The 26,384-nt window shown below is 42.3% G+C and carries 25 protein-coding genes; 20 read left to right on the top strand and 5 right to left on the bottom strand.

All coding sequences use genetic code 11. The features are described 5' to 3' along the window. Window positions 1-57 precede the first annotated feature (57 nt). From ileS to KUL10_RS10000, 9 genes are all read left to right on the top strand, one after another. Window positions 58-2,895 carry an isoleucine--tRNA ligase gene (gene ileS, locus KUL10_RS10040; RefSeq protein ID WP_110428803.1) on the top strand — a complete coding sequence of 946 codons (2,838 nt, stop codon included), beginning with the start codon at window positions 58-60 and terminating at the stop codon, window positions 2,893-2,895. Beyond that, on the top strand, window positions 2,888-3,388 hold the full coding sequence (lspA, locus tag KUL10_RS10035) for a signal peptidase II (RefSeq protein ID WP_110428802.1): 501 nt from the start codon (window positions 2,888-2,890) through the stop codon (window positions 3,386-3,388). The genes ileS and lspA overlap by 8 nt, the downstream gene beginning before the upstream one ends. Further along, a complete protein-coding gene (fkpB, locus tag KUL10_RS10030) occupies window positions 3,378-3,845 on the top strand; it encodes an FKBP-type peptidyl-prolyl cis-trans isomerase (protein ID WP_233499778.1) in 468 nt (155 codons plus the stop codon). Before lspA ends, fkpB begins: the two co-directional genes overlap by 11 nt. Before the next feature lie 4 nt (window positions 3,846-3,849). Next, entirely contained in the window at window positions 3,850-4,791 is a 942-nt protein-coding gene (gene ispH / locus KUL10_RS10025; protein WP_110428800.1) for a 4-hydroxy-3-methylbut-2-enyl diphosphate reductase, read from the top strand. A gap of 201 nt (window positions 4,792-4,992) precedes the next feature. Then, complete coding sequence (locus tag KUL10_RS10020; RefSeq protein ID WP_306305331.1) at window positions 4,993-5,664, top strand: pilus assembly protein PilV; 672 nt, start codon at window positions 4,993-4,995, stop codon at window positions 5,662-5,664. After that, a complete protein-coding gene (locus KUL10_RS10015) occupies window positions 5,664-6,566 on the top strand; it encodes a PilW family protein (protein ID WP_110428799.1) in 903 nt (300 codons plus the stop codon). Before KUL10_RS10020 ends, KUL10_RS10015 begins: the two co-directional genes overlap by 1 nt. Before the next feature lie 5 nt (window positions 6,567-6,571). After that, window positions 6,572-7,153: a PilX N-terminal domain-containing pilus assembly protein gene (locus KUL10_RS10010; protein WP_110429013.1), complete on the top strand. Its 582-nt coding sequence runs from the start codon at window positions 6,572-6,574 to the stop codon at window positions 7,151-7,153. 10 nt (window positions 7,154-7,163) lie between these two features. Beyond that, window positions 7,164-11,252 (top strand): PilC/PilY family type IV pilus protein, encoded by a 4,089-nt coding sequence (locus KUL10_RS10005; RefSeq protein WP_110428798.1) that lies wholly within the window; start codon window positions 7,164-7,166, stop codon window positions 11,250-11,252. Beyond that, window positions 11,252-11,719, top strand: coding sequence for a type IV pilin protein (locus tag KUL10_RS10000; protein ID WP_110428797.1), 468 nt, complete (start codon window positions 11,252-11,254; stop codon window positions 11,717-11,719). The genes KUL10_RS10005 and KUL10_RS10000 overlap by 1 nt, the downstream gene beginning before the upstream one ends. 35 nt (window positions 11,720-11,754) lie before the next feature. Here the strand turns inward: KUL10_RS10000 and KUL10_RS09995 are convergent, their stop codons facing one another. Together KUL10_RS09995 and KUL10_RS09990 are read right to left on the bottom strand one after the other, a co-directional pair. Then, a complete protein-coding gene (locus tag KUL10_RS09995) occupies window positions 11,755-13,398 on the bottom strand; it encodes a DUF3943 domain-containing protein (RefSeq protein WP_110428796.1) in 1,644 nt (547 codons plus the stop codon). Window positions 13,399-13,484: 86 nt separating this feature from the next. Next, on the bottom strand, window positions 13,485-14,039 hold the full coding sequence (locus KUL10_RS09990) for a GspH/FimT family pseudopilin (RefSeq protein WP_233499777.1): 555 nt from the start codon (window positions 14,037-14,039) through the stop codon (window positions 13,485-13,487). Between the two features lie 241 nt (window positions 14,040-14,280). Between KUL10_RS09990 and nadE the strand changes: the two genes are divergently transcribed. Beyond that, on the top strand, window positions 14,281-15,117 hold the full coding sequence (gene nadE / locus KUL10_RS09985) for an ammonia-dependent NAD(+) synthetase (protein ID WP_110428795.1): 837 nt from the start codon (window positions 14,281-14,283) through the stop codon (window positions 15,115-15,117). A 5-nt stretch (window positions 15,118-15,122) separates the two neighbouring features. Next, window positions 15,123-15,464: a P-II family nitrogen regulator gene (locus KUL10_RS09980; RefSeq protein ID WP_110428794.1), complete on the top strand. Its 342-nt coding sequence runs from the start codon at window positions 15,123-15,125 to the stop codon at window positions 15,462-15,464. A 19-nt stretch (window positions 15,465-15,483) separates the two neighbouring features. Here the strand turns inward: KUL10_RS09980 and KUL10_RS09975 are convergent, their stop codons facing one another. Then, window positions 15,484-15,969, bottom strand: coding sequence for a peptidylprolyl isomerase (locus KUL10_RS09975; protein ID WP_110428793.1), 486 nt, complete (start codon window positions 15,967-15,969; stop codon window positions 15,484-15,486). 8 nt (window positions 15,970-15,977) lie between these two features. Continuing rightward, window positions 15,978-16,967: a tRNA-modifying protein YgfZ gene (ygfZ, locus tag KUL10_RS09970; RefSeq protein WP_110428792.1), complete on the bottom strand. Its 990-nt coding sequence runs from the start codon at window positions 16,965-16,967 to the stop codon at window positions 15,978-15,980. A 197-nt stretch (window positions 16,968-17,164) separates the two neighbouring features. Between ygfZ and KUL10_RS09965 the strand changes: the two genes are divergently transcribed. From KUL10_RS09965 to KUL10_RS09955, 3 genes are read left to right on the top strand one after another with little or no spacing between them, the layout of a single operon-like run. Further along, on the top strand, window positions 17,165-17,416 hold the full coding sequence (locus KUL10_RS09965; RefSeq protein WP_110428791.1) for a succinate dehydrogenase assembly factor 2: 252 nt from the start codon (window positions 17,165-17,167) through the stop codon (window positions 17,414-17,416). 18 nt (window positions 17,417-17,434) lie between these two features. Beyond that, window positions 17,435-17,857 (top strand): hypothetical protein, encoded by a 423-nt coding sequence (locus tag KUL10_RS09960; protein WP_110428790.1) that lies wholly within the window; start codon window positions 17,435-17,437, stop codon window positions 17,855-17,857. Window positions 17,858-17,890: 33 nt separating this feature from the next. Next, window positions 17,891-18,817: a MaoC/PaaZ C-terminal domain-containing protein gene (locus tag KUL10_RS09955; protein ID WP_110428789.1), complete on the top strand. Its 927-nt coding sequence runs from the start codon at window positions 17,891-17,893 to the stop codon at window positions 18,815-18,817. Here the strand turns inward: KUL10_RS09955 and nadB are convergent. After that, entirely contained in the window at window positions 18,804-20,408 is a 1,605-nt protein-coding gene (nadB, locus tag KUL10_RS09950; protein ID WP_110428788.1) for an L-aspartate oxidase, read from the bottom strand. The genes KUL10_RS09955 and nadB overlap by 14 nt on opposite strands. 182 nt (window positions 20,409-20,590) lie before the next feature. On the opposite strand from nadB, the gene rpoE reads away from it, so the two are divergent. From rpoE to lepB, 6 genes are all read left to right on the top strand, one after another. Further along, window positions 20,591-21,169 carry an RNA polymerase sigma factor RpoE gene (gene rpoE / locus KUL10_RS09945; protein ID WP_110428787.1) on the top strand — a complete coding sequence of 193 codons (579 nt, stop codon included), beginning with the start codon at window positions 20,591-20,593 and terminating at the stop codon, window positions 21,167-21,169. Between the two features lie 134 nt (window positions 21,170-21,303). After that, window positions 21,304-21,927, top strand: coding sequence for a sigma-E factor negative regulatory protein (locus KUL10_RS09940; RefSeq protein ID WP_110428786.1), 624 nt, complete (start codon window positions 21,304-21,306; stop codon window positions 21,925-21,927). A 92-nt stretch (window positions 21,928-22,019) separates the two neighbouring features. Next, window positions 22,020-23,048 (top strand): MucB/RseB C-terminal domain-containing protein, encoded by a 1,029-nt coding sequence (locus KUL10_RS09935; protein ID WP_233499776.1) that lies wholly within the window; start codon window positions 22,020-22,022, stop codon window positions 23,046-23,048. A 15-nt stretch (window positions 23,049-23,063) separates the two neighbouring features. Then, complete coding sequence (locus KUL10_RS09930) at window positions 23,064-23,543, top strand: SoxR reducing system RseC family protein (protein WP_110428784.1); 480 nt, start codon at window positions 23,064-23,066, stop codon at window positions 23,541-23,543. Window positions 23,544-23,735: 192 nt separating this feature from the next. After that, on the top strand, window positions 23,736-25,532 hold the full coding sequence (lepA, locus tag KUL10_RS09925) for a translation elongation factor 4 (RefSeq protein WP_110428783.1): 1,797 nt from the start codon (window positions 23,736-23,738) through the stop codon (window positions 25,530-25,532). Beyond that, on the top strand, window positions 25,532-26,383 hold the full coding sequence (lepB, locus tag KUL10_RS09920; protein ID WP_110428782.1) for a signal peptidase I: 852 nt from the start codon (window positions 25,532-25,534) through the stop codon (window positions 26,381-26,383). Before lepA ends, lepB begins: the two co-directional genes overlap by 1 nt. Window position 26,384 lies beyond the last annotated feature (1 nt).

Below are 26,384 nucleotides of genomic sequence, written 5' to 3'. Positions count from 1 at the left end.
AAAATAAAGAATTAACACATTAAAAATAAAAGCATCATTATTAAGGTATAAGCCAATATGACTGATTACAAATCGACGCTGAACTTGCCAGAGACGGCATTTCCTATGCGTGGCAATCTGGCCAACAGAGAGCCGCAAATGCTAAAGAAGTGGACAGCGCGTAAACTTTACCAACAAATTCGCGAGGCAAAAGCGGGCAATAAGCCTTTTATTTTGCATGATGGTCCTCCATACGCGAATGGTGATATTCATATTGGGCACGCAGTTAATAAGATTTTAAAAGACATAATCGTTAAATCAAAAACACTGTCTGATTTTGACGCACCCTATGTTCCGGGTTGGGATTGCCACGGTCTTCCAATCGAATTGATGGTTGAGAAAAAAGTCGGTAAACCAGGTAAAAAAGTGTCTGTTGCTGAATTTAGAGAAAAGTGTCGTGCATATGCTCAACGTCAAATCGATGGCCAATGCAAAGACTTCATCCGCTTAGGTGTGCTTGGTGAGTGGGAAAAGCCTTATAAAACAATGGACTTTAAATCGGAAGCCGACATCATTCGAGTGTTAGGTGGTATCGTTAAGTCGGGACATTTAGAAAAAGGATTCAAGCCCGTTCATTGGTGCACAGATTGCGGATCGGCGCTCGCTGAAGCAGAAGTTGAATATCAAGATAAAGTATCCCCAGCGATTGATGTCAAATTTGAAATCGTTGAGAAAGAAATGTATGCAAAAGCCTTTTCTGTGGATGCCGACATATTATCGAATCTGAAAACCAGTGTGGTTATTTGGACAACGACACCGTGGACAATTCCTGCTAACCGTGCAATCAGTTTGCACCCAGAGTTAGTTTACAACTTAGTAGAAATCAGTGTAGAAAACTCTAAGCAACACTATATCTTAGCAGCCGATTTAGTCGAAGCATCGATGCAACGTTATGGTATATCTGATTTTAAGGTTGTCGCAAGTTGTCAGGGGCAAGCATTAGAAAGACTCACTGCCCATCACCCCATCAATGACTTAACAGTGCCACTAATATTAGGTGAGCACGTCACCACTGAATCGGGAACGGGCTGCGTTCATACTGCACCAGCGCACGGTGTGGACGATTTCAATGTGGGCAAAAAATACGATATCGAGATATACAATCCAGTTGGCGCGAATGGTGTCTATTTAGAAAATACGCCATTGTTTGCTGGGCAACATGTGTTCAAAGCCAATGAGAGTATTATTGAAGTGCTTAAAGAAAAAGATGCACTTGCGCTTAACACAAAATACAGCCACAGCTATCCGCACTGCTGGCGTCATAAAACGCCGATTATATTTAGAGCGACACCACAATGGTTTGTCAGTATGGATAAAAACGGCTTGCGCAAACAGTCATTGCAGCAAATAGAAAAAACCAAGTGGATTCCAGCATGGGGTGAAGGCCGCATCAAAAGTATGGTTGAAGGGCGTCCAGATTGGTGTATTTCGAGACAACGCACATGGGGTGTCCCTATCGCTTTGTTTATTAACAAGCAAACTGGCGAGCTTCACCCGAATACTAACGAGATCATAGAGAAAGTGGCGCTAGCCGTTGAGAGTAAAGGCATCCAAGCGTGGTGGGACATTGATGCGAGTGACTTGATTGATGATGCACAAGATTACGATAAAGTCACTGATACACTGGACGTTTGGTTTGATTCAGGAGTGACTCATTACTTTGTGGTCGATCAACGTGATGATATCCCAGCAAGCGCAGATCTGTACCTAGAAGGGTCGGATCAACATAGAGGGTGGTTCATGTCATCGTTGATGTCGTCAACGGCAGTTAAAGGGCATGCACCCTACAAAGAAGTACTGACTCATGGATTCACCGTTGATGCCAACGGTAAAAAAATGTCCAAGTCACTAGGAAACGTGGTCGCCCCGCAAGAAGTAACAAACAAATTGGGTGCCGATATTCTTCGATTATGGGCTGGTTCTACTGATTATCGCGGTGAAATGACCGTTTCAGACGAGATATTAAAGCGCTCTGCAGATGCTTATCGTCGCATTAGAAACACTTGTAGATTCTTACTGGCTAACTTAAACGGCTTTAACCCAGAAACAGATATTGTGCCTTTTGACGAAATGGTTGCGCTTGATCAGTGGGCAGTTTTAAAAGCAAAATCAGTTCAAGAGCAAATCCTTAACTCATACGATCAATACGACACATTAGTGGTTTGCCAAACCTTGATGCAGTTCTGCTCTATAGAGATGGGAAGTTTTTATCTGGACATCATTAAAGATAGACAATATACCGCGAAAACAGACGGCCATGCCCGTCGCTCGTGCCAAACCGCCTTGTATCACATTGTTGAAGCACTTGTGCGTTGGATGGCACCTGTCATGAGCTTTACTGCGCAAGAGGTGTGGGAGTCAATGCCGGGTCAGCGAGAAGAATTCGTATTCACTGACCAATGGTATCAAGGTTTACCAAGCGATGATGAACGAAGTGAGGCGCAAACGGTATTCAACGACGCATTTTGGTTGCAAGTGATGTCTATCAAAACTGAAGTTAACAGTGCCTTAGAAAAAGCCAGAAACGAAAAGGTAATCGGTGGTTCGCTTGAGGCGGCTGTTACACTTTACGTGGACGATACGCTTAGCGATGTGTTAGCTAAATTAGAAGATGAGCTTCGTTTTGTTCTGATTACATCGCAAGCCAAGCTTTTACCTCTTAGCGAAAAATCCGCAGAAGCAAGTGAGACTGCGCTAACAGGATTGTTTGTTGAAGTCAGTAAAGCTGAGGGCGAAAAGTGCGCTCGTTGCTGGCATCACAAAGCTGAGGTTGGCACCGACCAGACCCATCCTGAATTGTGTTATCGTTGTATCGAAAACGTTGATGGTGAAGGGGAAAAACGCGCTTATGCTTAAATTATTTACCCAAACGGGCTGGCGTTTTTTGTGGATTTCGTTAATTGCTTTTGTTTTGGACCAGTGGAGTAAGCAATCAATCGTAGCGTCTATGGATCTTTATGAGCGAATTCAATTGACTTCTTTTTTCAATTTTACCTACGTTCATAATTACGGCGCAGCATTCAGCTTTTTATATGATGCCGGCGGTTGGCAACGTTACTTTTTAACTATCGTAGCGCTTGTAGTAAGTGGTTTGATTTTGTGGTGGTTGAAGCAAACAGAACGTAAACAAGTATTACTCCCGGTTGCGTTTGCGTTTATTCTAGGCGGAGCACTAGGCAATGTTTATGATCGAATTGCTTATGGCTATGTAATTGATTTTATTGACCTCTATTATGGTAGCTATCACTGGCCAGCATTTAATATTGCGGACAGTGCGATCTTTATCGGCGCTGCACTGCTAATTATAGATATGTTTAAAAATAATGAGGCAAACGAACTTGAGCGTTGAATCAATTCAAATTGGCGATAATTGTGAAGTAATTCTACATTTTGACCTTAAATTATCAGACGGCTCAGCAGCCGACAGTACGCGCGTGAATAATAAGCCCGCAAAAATGGTAATGGGTGATGGCAGTTTGACCAAAAACTTTGAAGATTGTTTGCGTGGCTTGACTGCCGGTGACCGAAAAGAGTTTAGTTTGGCTGCGGTCGATGCTTTTGGAATGCCCAACCCTGACAACATCTACTATTTGGACCGAACCAAGTTTGATGCTGATGCAGATTTACAAGAAGGGATGATTATGGGATTTGCACAACCCGACGGTAGTGAGTTACCTGGTATTATAAGAGCAGTATCGCCCTTATCTGTAACGGTCGACTTTAATCACCCATTAGCTGGGCAAGATGTAGTATTTGATGTAGAAATCATCGAAGTTCGACACACTGAAGGCGAGTTGAAGGATTAACACTATGCAAATACATTTAGCCAATCCAAGAGGTTTTTGCGCAGGGGTAGACCGTGCGATCACTATTGTTGAGCGAGCACTTGAAATATTTGGACCACCGATTTATGTGCGTCATGAAGTTGTCCATAATAAGTTTGTGGTAGATGGTCTCAAAAGCCGCGGTGCCGTATTCGTTGATGAATTAAAAGAGGTGCCTGACGATACCATTGTTATTTTTTCTGCGCACGGCGTATCTCAAGCGGTGAGAAGCGAGGCCAATGAGCGAGGACTTAAAGTCTTTGATGCAACTTGTCCTTTGGTAACCAAAGTGCACATGGAAGTCATGCGTGCCAGTAAAAAAGGAACCGAATGTGTACTAATCGGGCACCATGGACACCCAGAAGTTGAAGGTACAATGGGGCAATACAATAACGCAGATGGCGGAATCTACTTGGTAGAAGATATCAAAGATGTTGAAGCATTGAGTGTGAAGAACCCTGATGAACTATACTATTGTAGTCAAACGACTTTGTCAGTAGATGATACTGCCGATGTAATCGACGCACTGCGCAAAAAATTTCCTAAAATAGATGGCCCAAGAAAAGACGATATTTGCTATGCGACTCAAAATCGTCAAGATTCCGTACGAGAGCTGGCTGCGGACTGCGATGTGCTTTTAGTCGTCGGCGCACAAAATAGCTCCAATTCGAACAGGCTTCGAGAACTTGCTGAGAAAATAGGGTCCAAGGCCTATTTGATCGCAGATGCTAATTGTATTCAAAAAGATTGGCTGAATAATGTCAATTCAATTGGGGTAACCGCAGGTGCATCAGCGCCGGAAGTCCTTGTGCAAGGCGTCATTGATAAACTCAGCGAGTGGGGCGCGACTAAAGCGACAGAAAGGCAAGGCAGAGAAGAGAATATAGAATTCGCAGTGCCCAAAGAGCTTAGAATTAAACAACTTTAGGTATCAAAATACCGCTGCTTACACGCATGGAGTATAGAGGCTTAAGTGCTAAGCCTCTAATTTATCAAAAGAATTTTCCAGCTAAATCTATCCTTATTACCAGTTAATCTCAGTATTTAATACCTTACACTATTTCAAAATAACCAATAAGCCACCAGTTTTCGTTATTGTGTTGCTGTTGAAATAGTCAGAAGAGTGCTAATGCAAGGTGTTAAGATAAATTGCTCAAACGCAAATAGTCCACTAAATATAAACAATGCCAATGCCTTCCTAGGTCAAACGGGTGTAGGTATGGTCGAAGTTCTTATTACACTATTTATCTTATCGGTTGGTTTACTTGGTGTGGCCTCACTGCAATTTGTCAGTGCGTTATCCAATTCTGATGCATTGAATCGCACGCAAGCGGTACTCGTTGCACAGCAATTTAGTGAAAGGCTAATCGCAAATGCTGTTCCATCGGCGCAAAGAGATGGCTTCGTCGTAGACAATGCTTACTTTAGTTCGAATGCTTATAACTTTGCTGATTTGACGTGTATCTCGGGTAATAATCCATTTGAGTGTTTTTGCCAGACACACCCTGCTGATATCCCTAATTGCCAAACAGGAGAGTGCAGTGCACAAGAGTTTGCTATGTTTGACGCGCATGAAATGTCATGTGCGGTCGTACAAAGTAACCCTAACGCTACTATTGCCCTTAGCTGCACAGACAATGACAATACAGATGCTGATGTTTGTTCAGCAGGTTCCATTCATAATGTGATTATTAAGTGGCCTACCAAATCCTTACAAAACCACAGTAAAATTTTAAACAGTGACTGCAATGCATCTACAAGCGAAAGTAATGACTGTATCGTGATTGAGGTGACATTGTGATGACCTCAAAACATATCAATATTAAAGCTGCTGTTCCTACCTTTGATAAACAAGCGGGTTTTACACTGATCGAAATCATGATCACCTTGGCGCTCGGCTTGGTTATCTCAACAGCGATCATTCAAGTAATGGCAAGTAATAGTGTGACAGAGCGCTTGAATCGAGCAGTGGCGTCTACACAAGAAAGTGGCCGCTTCATTATTAACAGAATGCGCAATGAACTCTTAATGGTCGGTATGTATGATGAACTCAATCCGCAGGTTGACCATCTTGCAAATGTGATTGACTTGGTCGAAGAAAACCAATTCGTGCGTGCTCATCCGATTATCTTACCCAACGAGTTCGGGGTAAGAGCTAGCTTAGGTAGCACACAAGGCGCAAGTGGTAATAGCGATGTTCTAGTGGTTAGTTTGTTAGCAGAACGGGATTGTCGAGGCTATAAACTTGGCTATGCCGACGGGGCGATGTTTTATGCAGTCAACGAGTACTTTGTAGAAAACAACAAATTGAAGTGCAGAGGGTTTGACGGCCGCTACCTTAGGGGACAAAAAGATGCCGTTGGACATAATTCGCATGCCGCTTTTACACTGCTAGATGGTGTCGAAAGTTTTCAAGTCACTTACGGTGTCTCTAGTTTTGCTGGTTCAAATGGCACTGCAAGGCCGATTCAATTTGTCGATGCGGATAGCTTAACTAACGCGTTTGCAAATGGTGAATTTGTGGTGGCAATGCGATTAGCTTTGGTTGTTAAAAGTGATGCTCAAATCAATGTGGATAACGCACCCACTTTCAAGCTGCTAAACGAAGATGCGTTTAGCACCAATAACGATGCCTTGTATAAATCATTTGAGACCACGATTACGCTGCGCAATATGAAGAACTATGTCAGGAGTAGTGTATGACTCAGATGAGTAATCGAACGGCCCAAACTCAAAAGGGCTTAGTGATGGTATTTGCATTATTAGTCTTGCTCTCGATGACCGTCTTAGGCGTAGCTTCGGTCTCTTCTAGCTTGATGCAAAACAAAATGGCGTCATCTTTAGAGCGAAAGTCGGTTGCATTTGATGCCGCAGAAGCTGCTCTTGCCGGCGTTGTATTTGAGTCAGAAGATGAAAGCCTTCTCGCGAACGCTGGCTTGAGTGATCCACTTTCAGAAGCGAGGCAACAAAATGCGCTCGATAGAACCGTTGAAACGCTGAGCTGCTTTGATGACAACCGTACCGACAGAATCATAACATCAACTGGGTTGACCAGAGGCACACGTCATATTGCTGAAGGTAATTATAGAGACAACCCCGAAGTGAGAAGTTGGTCCAGAACCACCTTCGTGCGGGAGCAAGCCTGCCGTGGTTCAAGTAATGTGATTGGTGGAAGTAATATTAATTGCCATGTCTTTATGATTCGAGGCTGTGGGCAAACTGCGGGCAGCAATTATGCTGTTGCAAATACGCTCAGCGCAGCTGTCTTTGCACCAGCAACAGGACAATGAGGTATTTCGTATGAAGTATACAAAGTTTAGTAGCCTTATATGTTCAGCAATACTAAGTGTTTGTATCAGTGTTGCTGCCTTTGCCGATGATTTAGAAATCTATTTAGGTACGGGCTCATCTGATGTTGAGTATTACCCCAATGTACTGTTCATCATGGATACATCTGGCAGTATGGCATCGAAAGATGGCACCTCTCAATCTCGGATGTTAAGAGTTCAAAATGCCTTAAAAGATGCGCTGTCCTCGGCAACAAACATCAATGCTGGGCTTATGCGTTTCTCTGATTTTGGTGGTCCCGTTCTTTTCCCTATAAGGGGTATTGATACGCCGGTGTCCCCCGAATTGATTGTGCCGGTGACTCGTGGTGAAGATGATGTGTATGAGATTGATGGAAATCTCAATATGTACTCAAACACTTTGCAACTGACACAAGGCACTGCTTCTGTGCTGACTGGCTTGCGATTTAGAAATTTAAATATTCCAAGAAATGCAATTATTACAGGCGCATTTTTACGATTTTCCTCAGAAGGTCTTAATACAGCTTCTTCAACACTAACCATTCGCGCTGAAAATAATGGTGACGCTCCTGTATTTGAAAATTCAAACAATAATCTTTCTGCCAGATCGGTGACGTCAAATGAAGTCGTTTGGGACAGTGATAATGATTGGCCTTTATCAGGTGAGAGCATTACGTCACCTGACTTTACCAATGTTGTGCAAGAGGTCATCGACCGCGCTGATTGGTGTGGAGGGAATGATTTAAATTTGATAATTGAAGGCGCTAGTTTAAATGGAACAAGTGCTCGTTCAACCACCTCAATTGATGAGGGAACGGGGTTGTCACCTCAAATAGTCATTACATATGATGAAACCAGCGCAACTGGGTGTATCCGAGATAGCATGATTTACCAAGTCGACCAGCAGGACGAAAATGCTGAAGAGCAAAGTAACGGTTATCAGTCCACGGGTAGCGAGCTAACACTCTATAACAGTAGCAATGCATATATTGGTTTACGGTTCAAAAATATCGAGTTACCAAAAAATGCAAACGTATTAAATGCTTACTTAGAATTTACTGCCTATCAGACCTACACAAGTGGTACTGCGTCGATGACGATTGAAGGAGTGAATGAGAACAACCCCAGTGACTTTGCCCCCTATACGCGTTACATGTTGCGTGACAAAGCAAAGACAGCTGCTATTAATTGGACGGGTATTGGCCCTTGGTATCGCAATCAAGTATACCAAAGCCCATCTGTGACCAACATCGTTCAACAAATTGTTAACCGCAGTGGTTGGAATATCAATAATGACATGATGTTCATTTTATCTGATTTTACGAGTAACAAACGCGGAGCATACACTTACAACGGAAAACCTTCAGGTGCCGCAAGACTTGTTATTGAGTTTGAAGCCAATGCTACACCCGGGACTAGTTCTACAGTTCGAGAACATTTAATGAGCAAGGTGGATGAACTATCAGCTAGTGGACTAACCCCTATTGTAGACACACTCTATGAGGCATCGCTGTATTACGGTGGCAAGGATGTGTATTACGGATTGAAACGAGGCGAGTCGTCTGTCAGCAGCACTGTTAGACGAAACACGCGCGTCAGTCATCGTTCATCGTACATTGGAGATGATCCCATAAGACCTTCAGGTTGTGAAGATGACGACTTGAGTGATAGTGATTGTATCAATGAACAGATCCCCAGCGGCGCAACATACATATCCCCTATTGTTGATTTGCAGTGTCAGACTAATAACCATATTGTTTTACTTTCAGATGGAGTGGCAAATAACAATCATAGTGTTGATGAAATACAAGCGTTACTCGGCACAAATTGTAGCGGGAGTGGAGGAGAGAAATGCGGTCTTGATTTAGTCAAAAACCTAGCAGATAAAGACCGAACAGCAATTGATGCAAGAGTGATTACACATACGATTGGATTTGCTGCCAATGCGACTGCATCTAACTTCTTAAATAAAATTGCGCTTGAAAGTGGCGGTGGCTTTTACGAAGCGGATAACAGTGCAGATCTTGTCACTGCATTTCAAACAATTCTCAGAAACGTAAAGGATGTTAATGCAACTTTTGTTTCTCCTGGCGTAGCTGTCAACCAGTTAAACCGCCTTACTCACCGTGACGAGCTGTATTTTGCGCTATTCAAACCGGCTGAAGGAGCGGTATGGCCTGGCAATCTTAAAAAATATAAAATTTCAGGAGACGAAGTACTCGATAAAAACGGTATAAATGCAGTAGATGGCTCAACAGGTTTCTTTTCTGAAAATGCACATAGTTATTGGTCTCCGTTAGCTGATGGTAATGATGTTAGGCAGGGCGGGGCAGCAAGCCGTCTAGATTTAGTGAGAAGATCATATACTTTTAACGCCACGGGTAACATTTTTACGACCGCTAACGAACTATCAGAGTCTAATACTAATATTACTGCAGAAGACCTCAATGTACACCTTCTCTCCGATTCCGCAGCTTTGAGGGAAACCGTCCTCAAATGGGCTCGCGGTGTTGATGTTCGCGATGAGGATGGCGATGGCTCTACTTCCGACGTCCGCATTCAAATGGGTGACCCAATTCATTCGCAGCCTGTAATCGTAAACTACTCTTTGACTGACAGCGCAATTTTTGTCGCGACTAATCATGGCTTCTTGCATTCGTTTGACGCAGAGACGGGTGAAGAAAATTTTTCAATTATCCCTAAAGAGCTGCTAGCAAACCTTTATGATTTTTATCGCGATGGGTCAAGTTTTAATCATATATACGGATTAGATGGGGATTTAGTACTGCGTCAATTCGATGACAAGACTTATCTTTATGTTGGTATGCGTAGAGGGGGAAACAATTACTATGTATTTGACGTCTCAACAAAACTAAGCCCAAGACTTGTATTCAAAGTTGATGGCGGTACTGGCGACTTTGCTAATATGGGGCAAACATGGTCACGTCCAACTATTACAAAAGTACGTATGGGAGATGTTGTCAAAAATGTGATGATTGTTGGTGGCGGCTATGATGAAGATCAAGATGATAAGACCAATAGCTCTGAAGACAATGTTGGTAACAGTGTGTATATGATTGATGCTGATACTGGCGAATTATTATGGTCTGCGAGCAATGCCAATGCAGACCTTATTATTCCTGAAATGAAGTACAGTATTCCTGCACGTATCTCAGTTGTTGACCGAGACAGCGACGGTTTTGCTGATCACATGTATGTTGCGGATATGGGGGCACAATTGTTTAGACTAGATATTTACAATGGCAAGTCTGGCAATGAATTTATTAGAGGTGCAGAGTTAGCGGATTTCAACTCAACGGAAGCTGAAAATAATCGCAGATTCTACTATGGTCCTGACGTATCTGAAGTGTCCCTCGGCGATGAACATTACTTTGCCGTAGCTATCGGATCTGGCTTTCGAGCAGGACCATTAAACACCGTTGTAGACGACCGTTTTTATATGGTCAAAGATACCGGTGTATTTAAGCGTGATGAAAGTGGGTTGTTCACTATGCCTTCAACGACAACCCTCACAGAATCAAATCTTTATGATGCCACTGAACACTTGCTAAATTCTGCGGATGAAACTCAACGTGAACTGGAAAATACCTTGTTTGCGAGTAAAAACGGTTGGATGATGAGGCTGACGGACGGGGGGGAAAAGGTCCTAGCATCGCCGCTTATTCTAGACTATAAAGTGTTTTTCACGACTTATTTGCCCGCCAGCGCAAGTGAAAGTGCGTGCGCGCCACCAACGGGCAACAGTCGTGCTTACCTTGTCAATTTAATTAACGGCAACGCAGTTGGTGACATAAATTTGAGCGAAATAATTGATAAAGAAGATCGCTCAGCCCAATTAGCGCAAACCGGTATCGCACCAGATACAAAAATATTGATTGAAAATATTGTAAAGCCTGTCGTTTGCCTAGGAGCAGAGTGTGTGTCTGCGGTTGTTGAAGTAGATGAAAATGGAGATGAAGTTGCTTGTGTCAACGGCTTCGAATGTTTGGCTCAAAACATATATGGACGTTTTGAACGTTTACAAAAAAATACTTGGACCACTGAAGTAGAGAGAAATTAATGAATAAATCAAACCAAAATGGCTTCACGCTCGTTGAGCTAATGATTGTAGTGGGTATCGTCGGCATTATTGCTTCCATCGCGTACCCAAGCTATCAATCCATGATTAATAACACAGCCAGAAGCACTGCTCAAGGTGACTTGATGAGTTTAGCGACGGCTCTTGAAAGACATAATGTCTCTAACTTTACATACAACGGTGCAGCCGCCAGTGGCGCAAATACGGGAACTCCTGCCATATACGCAGCATACTCTCCTGCTACCGAGAGTGTAGCTAATAAAAAATACGACCTTAGCATCGACTCGGTTGCGGCGAATGGGTTGAGTTATGTAATTAAGGCAACGCCAGTGAGTGGAAGTAGTACAGAGGGTACAGGTGCTTTATTTATGTTCAGCGATGGTCGAAAAGCTTGGGATAAGAGCAATGACGGAACGTTAGGTATCGATGAATATTGTTGGTCTTGCTAACGATAGGACTACCTGTTGAAACACGTCTTAAACATTCAGTAGCGATACGAAGCAATCACCGATGTGCGTGTTTCGGTATCGCTGGCCTGAGCAAAGAAATCAGGTTGATCGATACCAATCATTTTCCCACTCCGATGAATCTTTTCAAAGTTTATGCTAATTTTCCAAGCGCTAGAAGGTGCGTAACTAATCATCAATTTGAGAATATCTCGTTTATCTTTTAAATCTAAATCCTTGACGTTAGGGTTCCAGTCTCTGAAACGCTCAATTTTTTTATTATCTATAGAGTCCCAACGGTGCATTTTGGCATGTAAGCCCAGTGCCCACTGTTGATAATTGAGCTCAAAAGATGCGAAAGCGGTGTGTCCCAATGCGTAGGCATAAGCGTTCTCCCATAACGAGGACTTTGTATTCCAATAAAAATCTCGTACATTTTCAATGGCATTGTCTGCAAATGGTTTTACCATAGCAAAATCTACAAATGCATTGGCGCGAAAGCGCAACTCGATTGCTTTGTGATCGACATTTATCTTTCTCAAAGCGAGGCCTCCGTCTAGCCCTATTAAATTAGCAGTCGCGTAAAAGTCTTGGGTATCTCTATCTGCCCCCATGCTGTTGTATTCAATGCCCATTGATGGCCCAAGGAAAACTTGTTTTTCCCATGCAGAATGACGAATATTGGCTGCGCTAGCTTTTTCGGTTTTCGATGGCTTGGAAAAACGAGGGTTATCGAAATCTGAAGATTGATAGTAGTAGCCTCCTAGTAAAACTTGGCTATGTAAGCGGAAGTCTTCAAAACCTTCGCTCGAAAAACCGAACTCAGACACGACTTCTACTAACGTGGGCGTATATTTAAAACTGTCATAGTTGCCCTTTCGACTATCTACACTCGTCGTAATTCCAAGCGTTAATATTTGGCTGTTGCGCGCTCGATTTGCATGATGACTATTTGTATAACCTGCATAAACATCAAACACATCTACTGTATTTGAACGAGAGAATCTTGGTGCTTGTTGGTAGCCCATCCACGAGCGGATACTCTTTGCTGGATTGAATAAAATGCCGAATGCAGAGGGTATCCAACCTTCTTTTGTTTCAAGTAACTCGCTGATTTGAAAAAAGCTCTCTCCTAATACAATGCCACCATACGGCGTGAAAACCTGGTCGTTTATACTCACAACTTCCTTGTATTCAAAAAGTACTTCCCATGCTGTTGATGTGGCTATTGTTGCAAGCGTTGACTCATAAAAAGAGAAGTTATGGTTGCGAAATGCTTGGTGATAAATCATGCCTGCGTACGCATGCCCCCAATTCATTCCTTTAGTATTGTCGTCGAGTTTTAAGTATTCTTTTGTAAAAAGTCGATCGTGAAAGTACTCAAGTTCGTTGCCTTCTAGTTCATAATCAAAATCACGGGTAATTGTGTCGCCGCCGGCAAGGTATGCTGCTTTACCTAAAAACAAAATACTGCCTAGTTCATACATGGCAGCATTCCAATTTTTCGTCGTCGCACGTTTATCTGTATTAGTATTTTCTTCTAGCTCTATTAGAAACAATGTGGACGGGCTGTGAACGGGGGCAGATGTTTGGAAAGTTTGATCTTGAGCAATTGCAACGCGAGAGAAAACAAACATCGAAAAACAGGCTAGTAAACAAACCTTGAAATCACGCAAATCCATTTTGACACTCTCTGTGTAATTTTCTAGACAAACAAAAAATTTAAAACACGAGTATACAGTAGCTTACATCTGCATAGATAGTTAATTTAACAACTTAAGGGGTTACCATCAGTATCCTCATGTACACCATTTTTATCTGTGTCTTGGCTCAAACGAACGCGGCCTTGTAGACTTATTTCAATTTGCCGCGCATATTGCGCATTGTTAGATGTATGGCATAGCTTGATGATCGTTTGAGCACTAGACGCACCCGAATCTTCAAAGCTAATAACGTCACTTGTGCTGGTAAATGTCATGGTACTGTTCAAACTTTCCGTTGCGACTAATAACACCTCGTTAGCATCGCGTTCTCCATCATTATTTTGGTCAATAAATACCATTTTTGGATGTCGCCAATTCGTAGAACAGCTTGTAAAGTCGGAAGAAGGGCAAAAAACGGCATTGGCTTGCTCATCAATCGCACTATTGCGGGCATATTGAATCACCGTGCTCAGCTCGTTCATTGTTGCCACCGCTCTATTTTTGATCAAAATTCCCTGCACATTCGGTGCAACCACTGTCAGCACGATAGCTAGGATAGCTACGGTAATCATCATTTCCAATAGAGTGACACCTTTTTGCTTGCTTATGCTTCGTCTCATTTGCCCTTTATGCTCGCTATGATACTCTTAGATTAACTAACTTGCTGTGCATCCACAGCTGATTGAAAGTCTTAATTGCCAACCTAAATTATATGCGAATTATGTGCTTCATTGCGTATGTACAAAGGGCAAAGGTTAGTTGTCTTGATACCTTGAGCGTAAGCCGGATTATTAGCAGCTAGCGTGCAAATGATAGAAATAAATAAAGAGAATACTGCAATTAACGTATTGAGGAAGAATAATGCTTAAAGACGAGGTTATTAAGGAAATGCGGGTGTTACCGCAAATTGACGTTGAGTTTGAAGTTGACCGTAGAGTGCAGTTTATCAAAGACACGCTCACGGGCTCGGGCATGAAAACACTTGTGTTAGGGATTAGCGGCGGAATTGATTCGTGTACCTTAGGCCGTCTTGCACAACTTGCTGTTAATCAGTTAAATGAAGAACACGAAAGTGATGATTATCGATTTGTTGCGGTTAGATTGCCATATTCTGTGCAAGCAGATGAGGCAGATGCACAAGCTTCTATTGATTTTATTCAGCCAAGTATGAGCGTCACTACCAATATTCAAGCGGGCGCTGATGCTATTCATCAAGAAGCTGTCAACGCATTGGTCAGTGCTGGCTGCGAGTTTAGCGTTGAGAAAAGTGATTTTGTGTTGGGTAATACTAAAGCTAGAACACGTATGGCCACTCAGTTTGATATCGCTGGTTTGCTCAATGGCTTGGTACTAGGCACTGACCACTCTGCAGAGAATATCACGGGTTTTTACACAAAATATGGGGATGGTGCTTGCGATCTAGCTCCTTTATTTGGTTTAAGTAAACGTCAAGTTCGCGCGCTTGCAAAATTCATGGGAGCGCCTTCTAATGTCATTACGAAAGCCCCAACTGCTGACTTAGAAAGCTTATCTCCTCAAAAAGCAGATGAAGATGCATTGGGTATCAGTTATGATCAAATCGATGACTTTTTAGAAGGCAAAAGCAATGATGCAGATGTTGATGAAAAGTTGTTGGCAATTTATTTAAAGACTCAACACAAACGCGTTCCAATCCCTACTATTTACGATAATGAGTGAAACACATGAAAAAAATTGAAGCCATAATCAAGCCTTTTAAGCTAGATGATGTAAGAGAAGCGCTATCTTTGATCGGCGTGTCGGGCATCACAATGTCTGAGGTTCGAGGTTTTGGAAGACAAAAAGGGCACAAAGAGCTATACCGGGGAGCAGAATATCAAGTAGATTTTTTACCTAAAGTTAAACTTGAAATAGTGGTGACCGAAGACATGGTTGATCGCGTCGTCGAATGTATTATCGAAAGCGCTAAAACCGGCAAGATTGGTGATGGAAAGATATTTGTTTTTAATGTGGAACAGGCTTATCGCATCAGAACAGGTGAGCAAGCAGAAGACGCGCTATCTTAAAGCGCGTCTTTATCAATTTTTAGTGGCTGTGACCGCAGCCACCCTCTGCATGCACATGACCATGTGCAATTTCTTCAGTTGATGCTTCTCGAACGTCCAAAATTTCAACGTCAAAGTTGAGTGCAATACCCGATAAAGGATGATTGCCATCGACGGTAACAACCTCATCTGTTTTATCAATGATAATGACCGATTGTTCGCCATCGTCAGTCGTCGCTCTAAAACTCATGCCCACTTCAACATCCATGCCTTCGAACATTTGAGCAGGTACCTGTTGCACCAGTGCGTCTTGTCTATGACCATAAGCTTTCTCGGGCTCGACACTGACTTCAAACTTATCACCCTTTACTTTGTTATACAGCGCATCCTCTAGCCCCTGAATCATATAGTGGCTACCTTGAATAAAGGCTAAAGGCTCACTTTCTGTTGAAGAGTCAATCACGTCTCCATCTGATGTTTTAACAGTGTAGTGAAGGGTGACAACGTGATTGTCTTGAATTTGCATATCTGATCCTATTGCTTTGATGTTTGTTCTTTTATCTCGTAGGGAAGGCTTTGAACAGTAAATTGATGTTCGGGTAGCTCTTTTAATCTTAACACATCACCTACTTGTGTGTCATTTGCCAGTACAGCCAGAAGCCAAGTGCCGTTGCTATCAGCTTGAGATGTTTGATGCAAACTGGCTCCTCTCAAAATTGTGCCTCCAGAACGCCAGTTTTCACCTGCTTGTTTTTCCAATGCTTTTCCAGCTGCGATTGATGAGTCAGCTAACACCTCTTCACTCTTTAGAATAAAAGAAGCTCGTTTATTGCGCCCCAAAAACTTTGTTCTTGCTACGACCTCTTGGCCCATATAGCAACCTTTATCAAAGTCGATCGCTTCGATAGCCTGCATGTTCATCATCTGCGGTACAAATTCATTCACGGTTGCTTCTCTGACCACCGGTATGCCCAATTGTATGCACACAGCTTCCCAATATGCTTGATCTTTTAACATGCCAATAGGTAAATTTGCATCCAGCTTTGCTTTACCGTCACTAGTTAGTACTAACAAATATGCAGATAAGTCAACGTCAATACAAATTACATTGCCAAAGTCACTTTTTAAAACCGCTAAGTTTTGTTGGGGTAACTTAGTAAATATCGACTGTAAGCTTTCTATAGCATCTGCACCCACAACACCTACTATGTTGAGTTTTTCGCTTTCGTCTACAATGTCAACTTTCGAGAATACACCGTACTTTTTCAATTCGGCGAGTGACTGAGGTATACAACTTTTATCGCTGATAAGCTGATAACCATCATTGTCTTGTAGGGCTAAAAATGCATTCCATGTTTTACCCTTAAAATCACAATGACATCCATACCTCGATTTATTTTCAGACAACCTTCCCACGTCAATAGTGACTTGACCTTGAAGGTATTCTTGGGCTTGCTCGCCACTCAAAGATATTACGCCATAATGATTGAGTTCCGCTACAAAATTAACAGTGTTTACAGTCATACTTCATCCAAAATTTCTTTCTTGTCTTCATAAAAGTATGTCCAAACGCAGTAAAAGCAAGCATGTACGCATAAATAACCGCAAATAATATGAACTCAAAAGCAGACACTTGAGTTTATCGACTTGATATCTTTGTACAGTATTGTATCAGCACAACTTATGTTATTATTTAAGCTCATTTTTAAGAGAGACGATGGATGTTTACTGCAAAGCGATTAGCGAGACTGAAATGGGCATGTCGACGAGGTATGTTAGAATTAGACGTTCTTTTTTTACCGTTTGTAGAACAGGCATTCGATGATTTAGAAGATCATCAAAAGCTTGTTTTTGAACGCTTGTTAACGTGTGATGACCCTGACTTGTTTGCATGGTTTATGGGACACCAAAAATGCAAAGATCCTGAGCTATCTGATATGATAAAAATGGTACTCAATAGAGTAAAAGTCTAAGTGTAATTGGGCTGAAACTTGAAAAAGCGCTCAAAAGAAGTGACCTTTGATATCTATGTTTTTAACTTCTTATTTTTTACACCTCATTTTTGGTTAGTTTATTTGGCGCTTCCCCTAGGTGTTACTTGGTCTATTAAGGCGCATATCATTGAATATCAAATAGCACTACAGTGGTTAGCGAGTGCTTTAATTTGTTGTGGGAGCCTTTGGAAAGCAATTAGCTTATTTCAAGTCGAGTTAGATAAGCATTTGACCTTGGTAAATACTTCTGAACTTACAGAAAAGTCACGAGTTACACCCTTCTTTATCTTTGCAAATTTCACGTATGACTTACATTCATCTTCTGAAAAAGGGGCTAGGTGGTTAATTATCTATCCTTGGCAATGTTCCCCACCGAACTATAGGCGCCTCTGTCGCCAAATTCTGAAAATTCAATTATAGTTTAATCAGTTACTCTCAAAAGGATTAAAGTGAATGTTGTCACTGTTGGCGAAAAGCGCGTTGTATCGGCCGGATTTACCTAATGACTCGGGGGCCCTAACGCTACCAAAAATGGAAACGCGCCAATTTATCAAAATCAATGCTCAGCACTGCGAGCGTTACAATCGATTGTGTCAATGGCAATCTGGAATAGCCTCGGTCATTCATCCAAATTATATACAAGTGCTTAGCCTTCCTATGCAGCTTAGTATGATGAGTCAGCAACCTTTTCCCTTCAAACCATTAGGCTTGGTTCATATAAGCAACCATATTGAGGTTATTGCCTTGTGTGAACAACAATCAAAGCTAACACTTGAAACGAGCTTTGGACGATTGATGTGGCATAAAAAAGGCTGGGTCTTTGAGGTTATAACCAGGGCCTACGAAAATGAGAAGTTAATGATCGAATCTACGAGCAGTTATCTTGCTCGCACAAAGCACAGCACGAATGATTATTGTGATAATGCACTTGATTACAACGCTACTAAAACCAAACTTGCTAATGCTGATTTGTCCCTCGAACCTAATTATAAGCTACTCTATCAACCATTTGAGTTTCCTGCGAACGTGGGACGCCAATACGCGTCGGTGTCAAAAGACTATAATCCTATTCACTTATTTGCTGCTACTGCTAACTTGTTAGGCTTTAAAAAAGCTATCGCACATGGCATGTATTCTAAAGCGCTTTCGGTGTCGCACTTGTTAAAACGCATTCCAATGCTGAGGCATCATGTTCTGGGCAGGTTCAATATCTACACAGAATTTATGCAACCAATTTATTTACCCAGTAAAAATACGCTGGTGGCGAATAGTGTAAACAATGCCCAATACGAAGATAGTCGGTGTTTTAGTTTTCGGTTGGCGAGTTTCAAAAGTGGTAAAACAAGGGACTTTTTGCGCGGAGAAATCACTCCGCGCTAATATTTTTTTGAATGATCGTTGGTTCCGCATTTTCTAGTTGTTCGGGGTAATCAAGATTGTAATGAAGCCCCCTAGACTCTTTACGTTTCATCGCACACATGACGATGAGGTGCGCAACGCATACTAGGTTACGAAGTTCTAATAAGTTATTTTTCACTTTAAAGTTACTGTAATACTCGTCAATTTCTTGTTTAAGTAAATTAATGCGACGAAGGGCCCGCTCCAGGCGTTTGTCTGTGCGCACAATCCCAACATAATCCCACATGAATAGACGTAACTCATGCCAATTGTGTTGTATTATAACTTCTTCGTCAGAATCTATAACGCGGCTTTCATCCCATGGCGATATGGGTTCGTTTAAGCATTTACCTGTTATTCCGGCTAACATATGCTTGGCGGCAGCGTGCGCGAAAACCACACACTCTAGCAAAGAGTTGCTTGCCATCCTATTTGCACCGTGCAAACCAGTATAGGCGGTTTCGCCTATTGCATAGACATTTTCTAGATTAGTTCTTGCATCAAAATCGGTGACTACACCGCCACACGTATAATGAGCAGCAGGTACAACCGGAATCGGTTGGCGCGTAATATCAATACCAAGTGACCGACAACGACGATATATATTTGGAAAATGCTTAGTTATAAAGTCTGTCGATTTATGACTGATATCTAAATACATGCAATCGGCGCCCAACCGTTTCATTTCGAAATCAATGGCTCTTGCTACAATATCACGTGGTGCAAGATCACCTCTTTCATCAAATTTATGCATGAATCGAGTGCCGTCTTCATGACATAAAAAAGCACCTTCTCCGCGCAAAGCTTCGCTTATTAGGAAATTTTTAGCATCTGGGTGAAACAAACATGTAGGGTGGAATTGATTAAATTCCATATTGGCAATCTTACAGCCGGCGCGCCAAGCCATTGCAATACCATCACCACTGGCGATATCTGGGTTTGAAGTGTATTGATATACTTTACTTGCCCCACCGGTGGCTAGCGCAATAAATCGTGAACGGATTATTTCAACGCGCTCTTTGGTTCGATTCCATACGTAAGCACCCACACAGGTATTCTTAACCTGCTTACTTTTTATCAGGTCGATTGCATTGTAACGTTCAAACAAGTGAATGCTTGGGTGATTTTTAACTTGATCCGAAAGCGTAGCCTGCACGGCCTCTCCGGTTGCATCTGCTGCGTGAAGAATCCTGCGATGACTGTGCCCACCCTCCCTTGTTAAATGGTATCGCACTTCGCCGTCATTACTTTCTTCTTGATCAAATGGTACACCTTTATTAATTAACCAGTGCATACTTGTTTTTGCGTTGGATGCTGTGTACTCAACCACACTTTCGTCGCAAAGGCCTGCACCAGCCGTTAAGGTATCTTTTACATGAGCGCCCACCGAATCTTCATCATCAAAGACAGCGGCAATTCCGCCTTGAGCGTAACGAGTACTGCCTTCATTCAAATCGCTTTTACTCAAAACGATAACGTTGCAGTGCTCGGCCATTTTAAGTGCTAAACTAAGACCGGCTGCGCCACTTCCGATGATTAAGACATCACATCGGTGTTCTATAGAGTTGGACATATCTGATAAACTAGGGAATTAAGGGGTAGTTGGTTGGTGAATACTAATCAATAGTGGCAAAAATACAAGATTGGATCTTTTATTATCTTATTTTAAATAAAAAACGAACTTATCCATAAAGTGTCTGTCTATTAATACACTTGCATGAGCCATAGGTGAAAACGTTAGGAGTAGTGGCTCGAATGAGCGAGCAGAAAACCGACCAAGAGTTAGTCGAACAAGTACAGAAAGGCAACAAAAACGCATTCAATTTATTGGTACTCAGGCACCAGAATAAAGTAATGAACATTGTTGCTAGATATGTGAAAAACAGCGGTGATGTGGCTGACGTGACGCAAGAAGCGTTCATAAAAGCCTACAGAGCGTTACCAAACTTTAGAGGCGAGAGCGCTTTTTATACCTGGTTGTACAGAATTGCTGTCAACAGTGCAAAAAACTACCTTACTTCTCAAGGCAGAAAGCCGCCAGCGAGCGATGTTGATGCCAGTGAAGCGGACTATTACGAAGGAAGCGACGCATTAAAAGAAAATGCGTCTCCGGAAAAGACACTTTTATCGGATGAGCTTCAACAGAAATTGTTCGCAACAATCGAAGGATTACCTGAAGATTTGCGCTCAGCCATCACATTGCGAGAAATAGAGGGCTTAAGTTATGAAGAAATTGCGGCCGTAATGGAATGTCCGGTAGGTACGGTTAGATCACGTATATTTAGAGCCAGAGAGGCGATCGATAAAGTGATAATGCCATTGGTGCAAACTTAAAAAAGCCCAGTGGACGATAAATGTATTATCGAAACATACGTTGTCAAATGAGTATTATTTTAATGTGGTCAACACTAGCGTTTTAAATAAAAAACGGTGTAGTATTAAGGCCTAACTAGCAGGAAAGTGTTTATATGACGCAGCAACAAGAAAAGCTATCTGCATTTATAGATGGTGAATTAAATCAAGGTGATGATGTCAGTTCGTTGGTAAAAGAAATCAGCGCTGATAAAGACAACCTTGAAAAATGGAAACGATATCATTTGGTACGTGATCAACTGCGTAATGAAAATGTTACCGACATTCAGTTTGACCTTAGCGCGAATATTGCAGCCGCTATCGAAAACGAATTACCGATTGTTGCTCCTAAAAGACGTTGGACGGAATTGCCTGTCGTCGCAAGTGTTATCCCGTTAGTCAAGCAAAGTGGCCAACTAGCAGTTGCCGCATGTGTCACAGCGGTCATGATTTTTAGTTTCCAGACATACAACACACCTGAAGAAACGACACCATTCTTAACTGCACCACCTGTAGCAGGTCCTCAAGGCGGGCTGAGACCGGTTAATTTAGAACAAACTCGCAATGTTCAACGAGATGACATGGCCATTTTACTTGAGCAAAGGCGTCAAATTAACGCGCTAATCGAAGACCATCAACGCCAATTAAAGTTAAAGAATACAGGTTTGGTAGACGGTAAAACTCAAGAAAAAAACAGTGAAGTTGAAGTAAAAGAGACCTCTACAGCGCAACAACCATAGTCTAGATAAGCATGTTTACTGCATATAAATACTCATCCAAACAGCAGTCTTTTCGACTGCTTTTTTTGTTAACTTTGCTATGTTTCTTAACCGTGACACTTTCTCCAAACTTGCGCGCTCAAGAAAACCAAACTCAGAACACCTCAGACACTTCAACAACGCAAAGTGATGTCCAGACGCCGATTGACTCGGGAGAAAAAGCAGCCTTTCAGTTCAATGCTGCAGACCCTTTGTCATGGATAGAACGATTGGCCTTACAAGCAAGCTCATTAAACTATGAAGTGTCTTTCGTACTGAGCCGACCGAGTAGTGAAACTCAGCCATATTTGTGGCGGCATGCAGTACTCGATGATAATAATACTGTCGAACAATTAAGTTTGTTGAATGGTCCAGGGTTTGAGCATATTCGATACAACGAAGTCGTCAGTATTTTCGAGCCTGGCTTTCCTCCCTATAGTATCCCCGGTTTAGCAATAGATGGTCCAATACCTTCTGTTTTGTTAACAGATCCAGCTAAATTAAGAGAAGGCTACGAGTTTGTGCTTGTCGGCAGAAGTCGTGTTTCAGGACGTGCAGCCCAACAATTGCGGATAGTACCAAGAGATAAAACACGTTATGGCTATCACCTTTGGCTGGATGAAGACTCAGGTATGCTCTTAAAGCTTAATATGTATGATTTGGGTGGTACGTTGCTTGAACAGATTCAAGTTACTCAGCTGAGTGTATCTGACCGCGTCAAAGAGGTATTTAATAGTCTGCAGCTATCTAGTTTGCCACGTGTTATCACCATGAAAAACCCGCCTCAACGAAATCATAAATGGCAGGTTGAATTTTTACCTCTGGGAATGCAACGCGTTAAACAGGATACCCACCGTTTGGCGATCACGGGGCAAGTTGTTGAATATTCAATGCTCAGTGATGGGCTAGTTGATGTATCCGTTTATATTCAGCAGGCCAGTCAAGCGTTTGCAGAGGGCGTTGAGTACAAACTTGAAACCCAATCGGTTCTATCTCGAACCAATGGAAGGGTGCAGGTCACCGTAGTTGGTGAAATCCCTCTGGTGACGGCGGCACGAATCGCAGAGTCGATCGCTTTAATAGAAACTGAAGTTGAAAATTAATGAGTAAATCGTTTCATGATTGAAGAAATGGGAGTGGTAAAAAAAGTCGAAGGAGAATTCGTTTGGGTAGAAACTCAAGTGAAAACAACGTGCGGTTCATGCCAAGCAAAAAGCAATTGCGGGACCAGTGTTATTGCTAAAGTGTTCAACCCTAAAGCAGAATTACTGCGATTAAAAAGTCCAATCAATTTAAAGGTAGGGCAACAGGTTAAGCTAGGTATTCCAGAAGAAACGCTAGTGTCTGCTTCAGCCCTCGTTTATTTATTACCTTTGTCTGTTTTCATGTTAACCATTTTCTCAACTCAAAGCGCCTTTGCGTTACATGAACTATTCAGTTTATTTTTTGGCTTATTTGGGGCGTTGATATCTTTCTGGTGGGTGTCTCGATATAGTAAAACTCAGCAAACATCTTCGTTTTCTCCGATTATTATGGGCGCAATTAATCAGTCCGAGATCGTATTAAAACATGAAATTCCAAGTAAAAAACTCAGTTGAATCAAACGTAGACACGTTTAGTTACATTACTCATTCTAGATAAATCTAAAAACTCTGAACCAAGTTTACGCTTATCCACTCTAATCATTCGCAATCTCGCCGATAAAACGGTAAAATCGCCGCCTTATTTTTGCCCGTGTCGTGCGCGGTTCGAGCAAAGTGTCTTCATTTTCTAGGTGTAATTAAAACGATATGCAACTTAAGAATATTCGTAACTTTAGTATTATTGCTCACATCGACCATGGTAAGTCGACTTTATCTGACCGTCTTATTCAACATTGTGGCGGGTTGACTAATAGAGAAATGTCCGAGCAAGTACTTGATTCAATGGATATTGAACGCGAGCGCGGAATCACGATTAAAGCGCAGAGTGTCACACTAAACTACACAGCAACAGACGGTGAAACGTATCAACTTAACTTTATTGACACGCCAGGACACGTTGATTTTACCTATGAAGTCTCGCGTTCGTTGGCTGCTTGTGAAGGCGCATTACTAGTTGTAGATGCAGGGCAGGGGGTTGAGGCGCAAACGCTAGCAAACTGCTACACGGCAATTGATATGGAAATGGAAGTCGTTCCTATCCTAAACAAAATTGACTTACCACAGGCTGAGCCTGAGCGTGTCGCAGAAGAAATTGAAGATATTATCGGCATTGATGCAGTCGATGCGGTTAAATGCTCTGCCAAAACAGGCATCGGTATCGTAGACGTGTTGGAAGAGATCGTTAACAAGATTCCTCCTCCGCAGGGCGACGAAAATGCCCCACTCAAAGCCATGATTGTTGATTCATGGTTTGACAATTACCAAGGTGTTGTATCCTTAGTGCGCATTGTACAAGGTGAATTAAGAGCTAAAGACAAGATTAAAATCATGTCGAACGGTGTCGTTCATCAAGCCGACAAAATCGGTATTTTTACACCAAAACAAACCGAAACCGACGTGCTAAAAACAGGCCAAGTTGGGTTCATTATTGCCGGAATCAAAGAAATTCATGGTGCACCAGTTGGTGATACCATTACCTCTGCGCGCTACCCTGCAGAAGAAGCGCTACCTGGATTTAAGAAAATCAAACCACAGGTTTACGCTGGTATTTTCCCTGTGAGTTCAGATGACTATGAAGATTTCAGAGATGCACTGGCGAAACTTTGCCTCAATGACGCATCCATTTTTTATGAGCCAGAAAGTTCAGCCGCGCTAGGCTTTGGGTTCCGCATCGGTTTTCTTGGCATGTTACACATGGAGATCATCCAAGAACGCTTAGAGCGCGAATATGATTTGGATCTCATTACTACTGCGCCGACTGTGGTCTACGAGGTGAAAACAACGCGTGGAGAAGTATTAAAAGTTGATAACCCCTCAAAGTTACCACCGGTCAATGATATAGAAACGATACGCGAACCAATCGTGACGGCAAACATACTGGTTCCTCAAGAATATTTGGGAAATGTCATTACGCTTTGTGTCGAAAAGCGTGGCATGCAAACTGCAATGACTTATCACGGTAAGCAAGTGGCAATTACCTATGATTTGCCCATGGCAGAGGCGGTACTTGATTTCTTTGATAGGCTTAAATCAACCAGCCGCGGTTTTGCTTCGTTGGACTATAATTTTAGTCGTTTCCAAGAAGCCGACATGGTGCGCTTGGATATACTAATTAATGGTGAGCGTGTTGATGCGCTTGCGATTATTACGCATAAAGACAATGCTCAGTACAGAGGGCGTGATTTAGTAGAGAAACTACGTGAGTTAATTCCACGTCAAATGTTTGATATCGCTATTCAAGCTGCGATTGGTAACCACATTGTTGCCAGAAGCACGGTTAAGCAACTTCGTAAAAACGTAATCGCCAAGTGTTATGGCGGTGACGTCAGTCGTAAGAAAAAACTCTTACAGAAACAAAAAGAAGGTAAAAAACGCATGAAGCAAGTGGGCAATGTCGAATTACCGCAGGACGCATTTTTAGCAATACTCAAGGTTGATAATTAATGGCTAATTACTTTTCAATTTTTCTGGTTGTCATGACCCTGATCACCGGATTGATTTGGTTGATAGATTCACTGGTTTACGCGCCAAAACGCAAAGCCGAAAACAACGAAGAACTTCCCGCATTAGTTGATAATGCCCAACAGTTTTTCCCAATCTTTGCATTGGTCATGGTGTTTCGTTCGTTTATCTACGAGCCGTTTCAAATTCCATCAGGTTCAATGATGCCCACGCTATTAGTGGGTGATTTTATCCTTGTTGAAAAATTTAGCTATGGTCTAAAAGATCCTGTTTGGCGTTCAAAAATGATAGAAACGGGAGAACCCAAGCGCGGTGATGTTGCAGTGTTCAAGTTTCCTGATGAAAACAATAACATCGACTTTATTAAACGAGTGGTTGGTTTACCAGGCGAAACCATCGCGTATCGCAACAAGCAGCTTTTTGTAACACCAGCGTGTCCGACTAAAACCAATTGCAAACCTGAGGTCTCTATCGAGATTACCGATAATCAACGTAGCGAGTTTGAACAAAGTCGCGCACAACTGGTGCAGTCAGTAGAAAAGCTGGGCGAAGAACCGCACAGCATCTTACGTCATCCATTTTTAGGCGCAACAAAAGCGAATTTTTATCAAAAAAGTGACCAATGGGTGGTTCCTGAAGGGCACTATTTTGTATTGGGTGATAACCGTGATAACAGCCGAGACAGCCGCTTTTGGGGCTTTGTACCGGATGCCAACCTAGTCGGTAAGGCAGTGTTTATTTGGATAAGCTTTGAATTTGAGCGCGAAGATGACAGTGTATTACCGTCATGGGTGCCAACGGGTGTTCGCTTTAGCAGAGTCGGCACAATATAAC

Origin of the sequence: Glaciecola sp. KUL10, from assembly GCF_003203515.1 — a bacterium.
In the GTDB taxonomy this organism is placed as follows: Bacteria; Pseudomonadota; Gammaproteobacteria; order Enterobacterales; family Alteromonadaceae; genus Glaciecola.
Note: the sequence above shows the minus strand (reverse complement) of the source record. Positions and strands in the feature narration are given on the sequence as shown.

Coding starts and splice junctions, on each gene's coding strand:
- lspA (WP_110428802.1), top strand. CDS start 2,888: ATGCTTAAATTATTTACCCAAACGGGCTGGCGTTTTTTGTGGATTTCG.
- KUL10_RS10020 (WP_306305331.1), top strand. CDS start 4,993: ATGCAAGGTGTTAAGATAAATTGCTCAAACGCAAATAGTCCACTAAAT.
- ygfZ (WP_110428792.1), bottom strand. CDS start 16,967: ATGACTGTAAACACTGTTAATTTTGTAGCGGAACTCAATCATTATGGC.
- KUL10_RS09965 (WP_110428791.1), top strand. CDS start 17,165: ATGTTTACTGCAAAGCGATTAGCGAGACTGAAATGGGCATGTCGACGA.
- ileS (WP_110428803.1), top strand. CDS start 58: ATGACTGATTACAAATCGACGCTGAACTTGCCAGAGACGGCATTTCCT.
- KUL10_RS09975 (WP_110428793.1), bottom strand. CDS start 15,969: ATGCAAATTCAAGACAATCACGTTGTCACCCTTCACTACACTGTTAAA.
- KUL10_RS10005 (WP_110428798.1), top strand. CDS start 7,164: ATGAAGTATACAAAGTTTAGTAGCCTTATATGTTCAGCAATACTAAGT.
- KUL10_RS09955 (WP_110428789.1), top strand. CDS start 17,891: ATGTTGTCACTGTTGGCGAAAAGCGCGTTGTATCGGCCGGATTTACCT.
- KUL10_RS10015 (WP_110428799.1), top strand. CDS start 5,664: ATGACCTCAAAACATATCAATATTAAAGCTGCTGTTCCTACCTTTGAT.
- KUL10_RS09995 (WP_110428796.1), bottom strand. CDS start 13,398: ATGGATTTGCGTGATTTCAAGGTTTGTTTACTAGCCTGTTTTTCGATG.
- ispH (WP_110428800.1), top strand. CDS start 3,850: ATGCAAATACATTTAGCCAATCCAAGAGGTTTTTGCGCAGGGGTAGAC.
- KUL10_RS09940 (WP_110428786.1), top strand. CDS start 21,304: ATGACGCAGCAACAAGAAAAGCTATCTGCATTTATAGATGGTGAATTA.
- KUL10_RS09930 (WP_110428784.1), top strand. CDS start 23,064: ATGATTGAAGAAATGGGAGTGGTAAAAAAAGTCGAAGGAGAATTCGTT.
- KUL10_RS09980 (WP_110428794.1), top strand. CDS start 15,123: ATGAAAAAAATTGAAGCCATAATCAAGCCTTTTAAGCTAGATGATGTA.
- lepB (WP_110428782.1), top strand. CDS start 25,532: ATGGCTAATTACTTTTCAATTTTTCTGGTTGTCATGACCCTGATCACC.
- KUL10_RS10000 (WP_110428797.1), top strand. CDS start 11,252: ATGAATAAATCAAACCAAAATGGCTTCACGCTCGTTGAGCTAATGATT.
- KUL10_RS10010 (WP_110429013.1), top strand. CDS start 6,572: ATGAGTAATCGAACGGCCCAAACTCAAAAGGGCTTAGTGATGGTATTT.
- nadE (WP_110428795.1), top strand. CDS start 14,281: ATGCTTAAAGACGAGGTTATTAAGGAAATGCGGGTGTTACCGCAAATT.
- rpoE (WP_110428787.1), top strand. CDS start 20,591: ATGAGCGAGCAGAAAACCGACCAAGAGTTAGTCGAACAAGTACAGAAA.
- nadB (WP_110428788.1), bottom strand. CDS start 20,408: ATGTCCAACTCTATAGAACACCGATGTGATGTCTTAATCATCGGAAGT.
- KUL10_RS09990 (WP_233499777.1), bottom strand. CDS start 14,039: ATGAGACGAAGCATAAGCAAGCAAAAAGGTGTCACTCTATTGGAAATG.
- lepA (WP_110428783.1), top strand. CDS start 23,736: ATGCAACTTAAGAATATTCGTAACTTTAGTATTATTGCTCACATCGAC.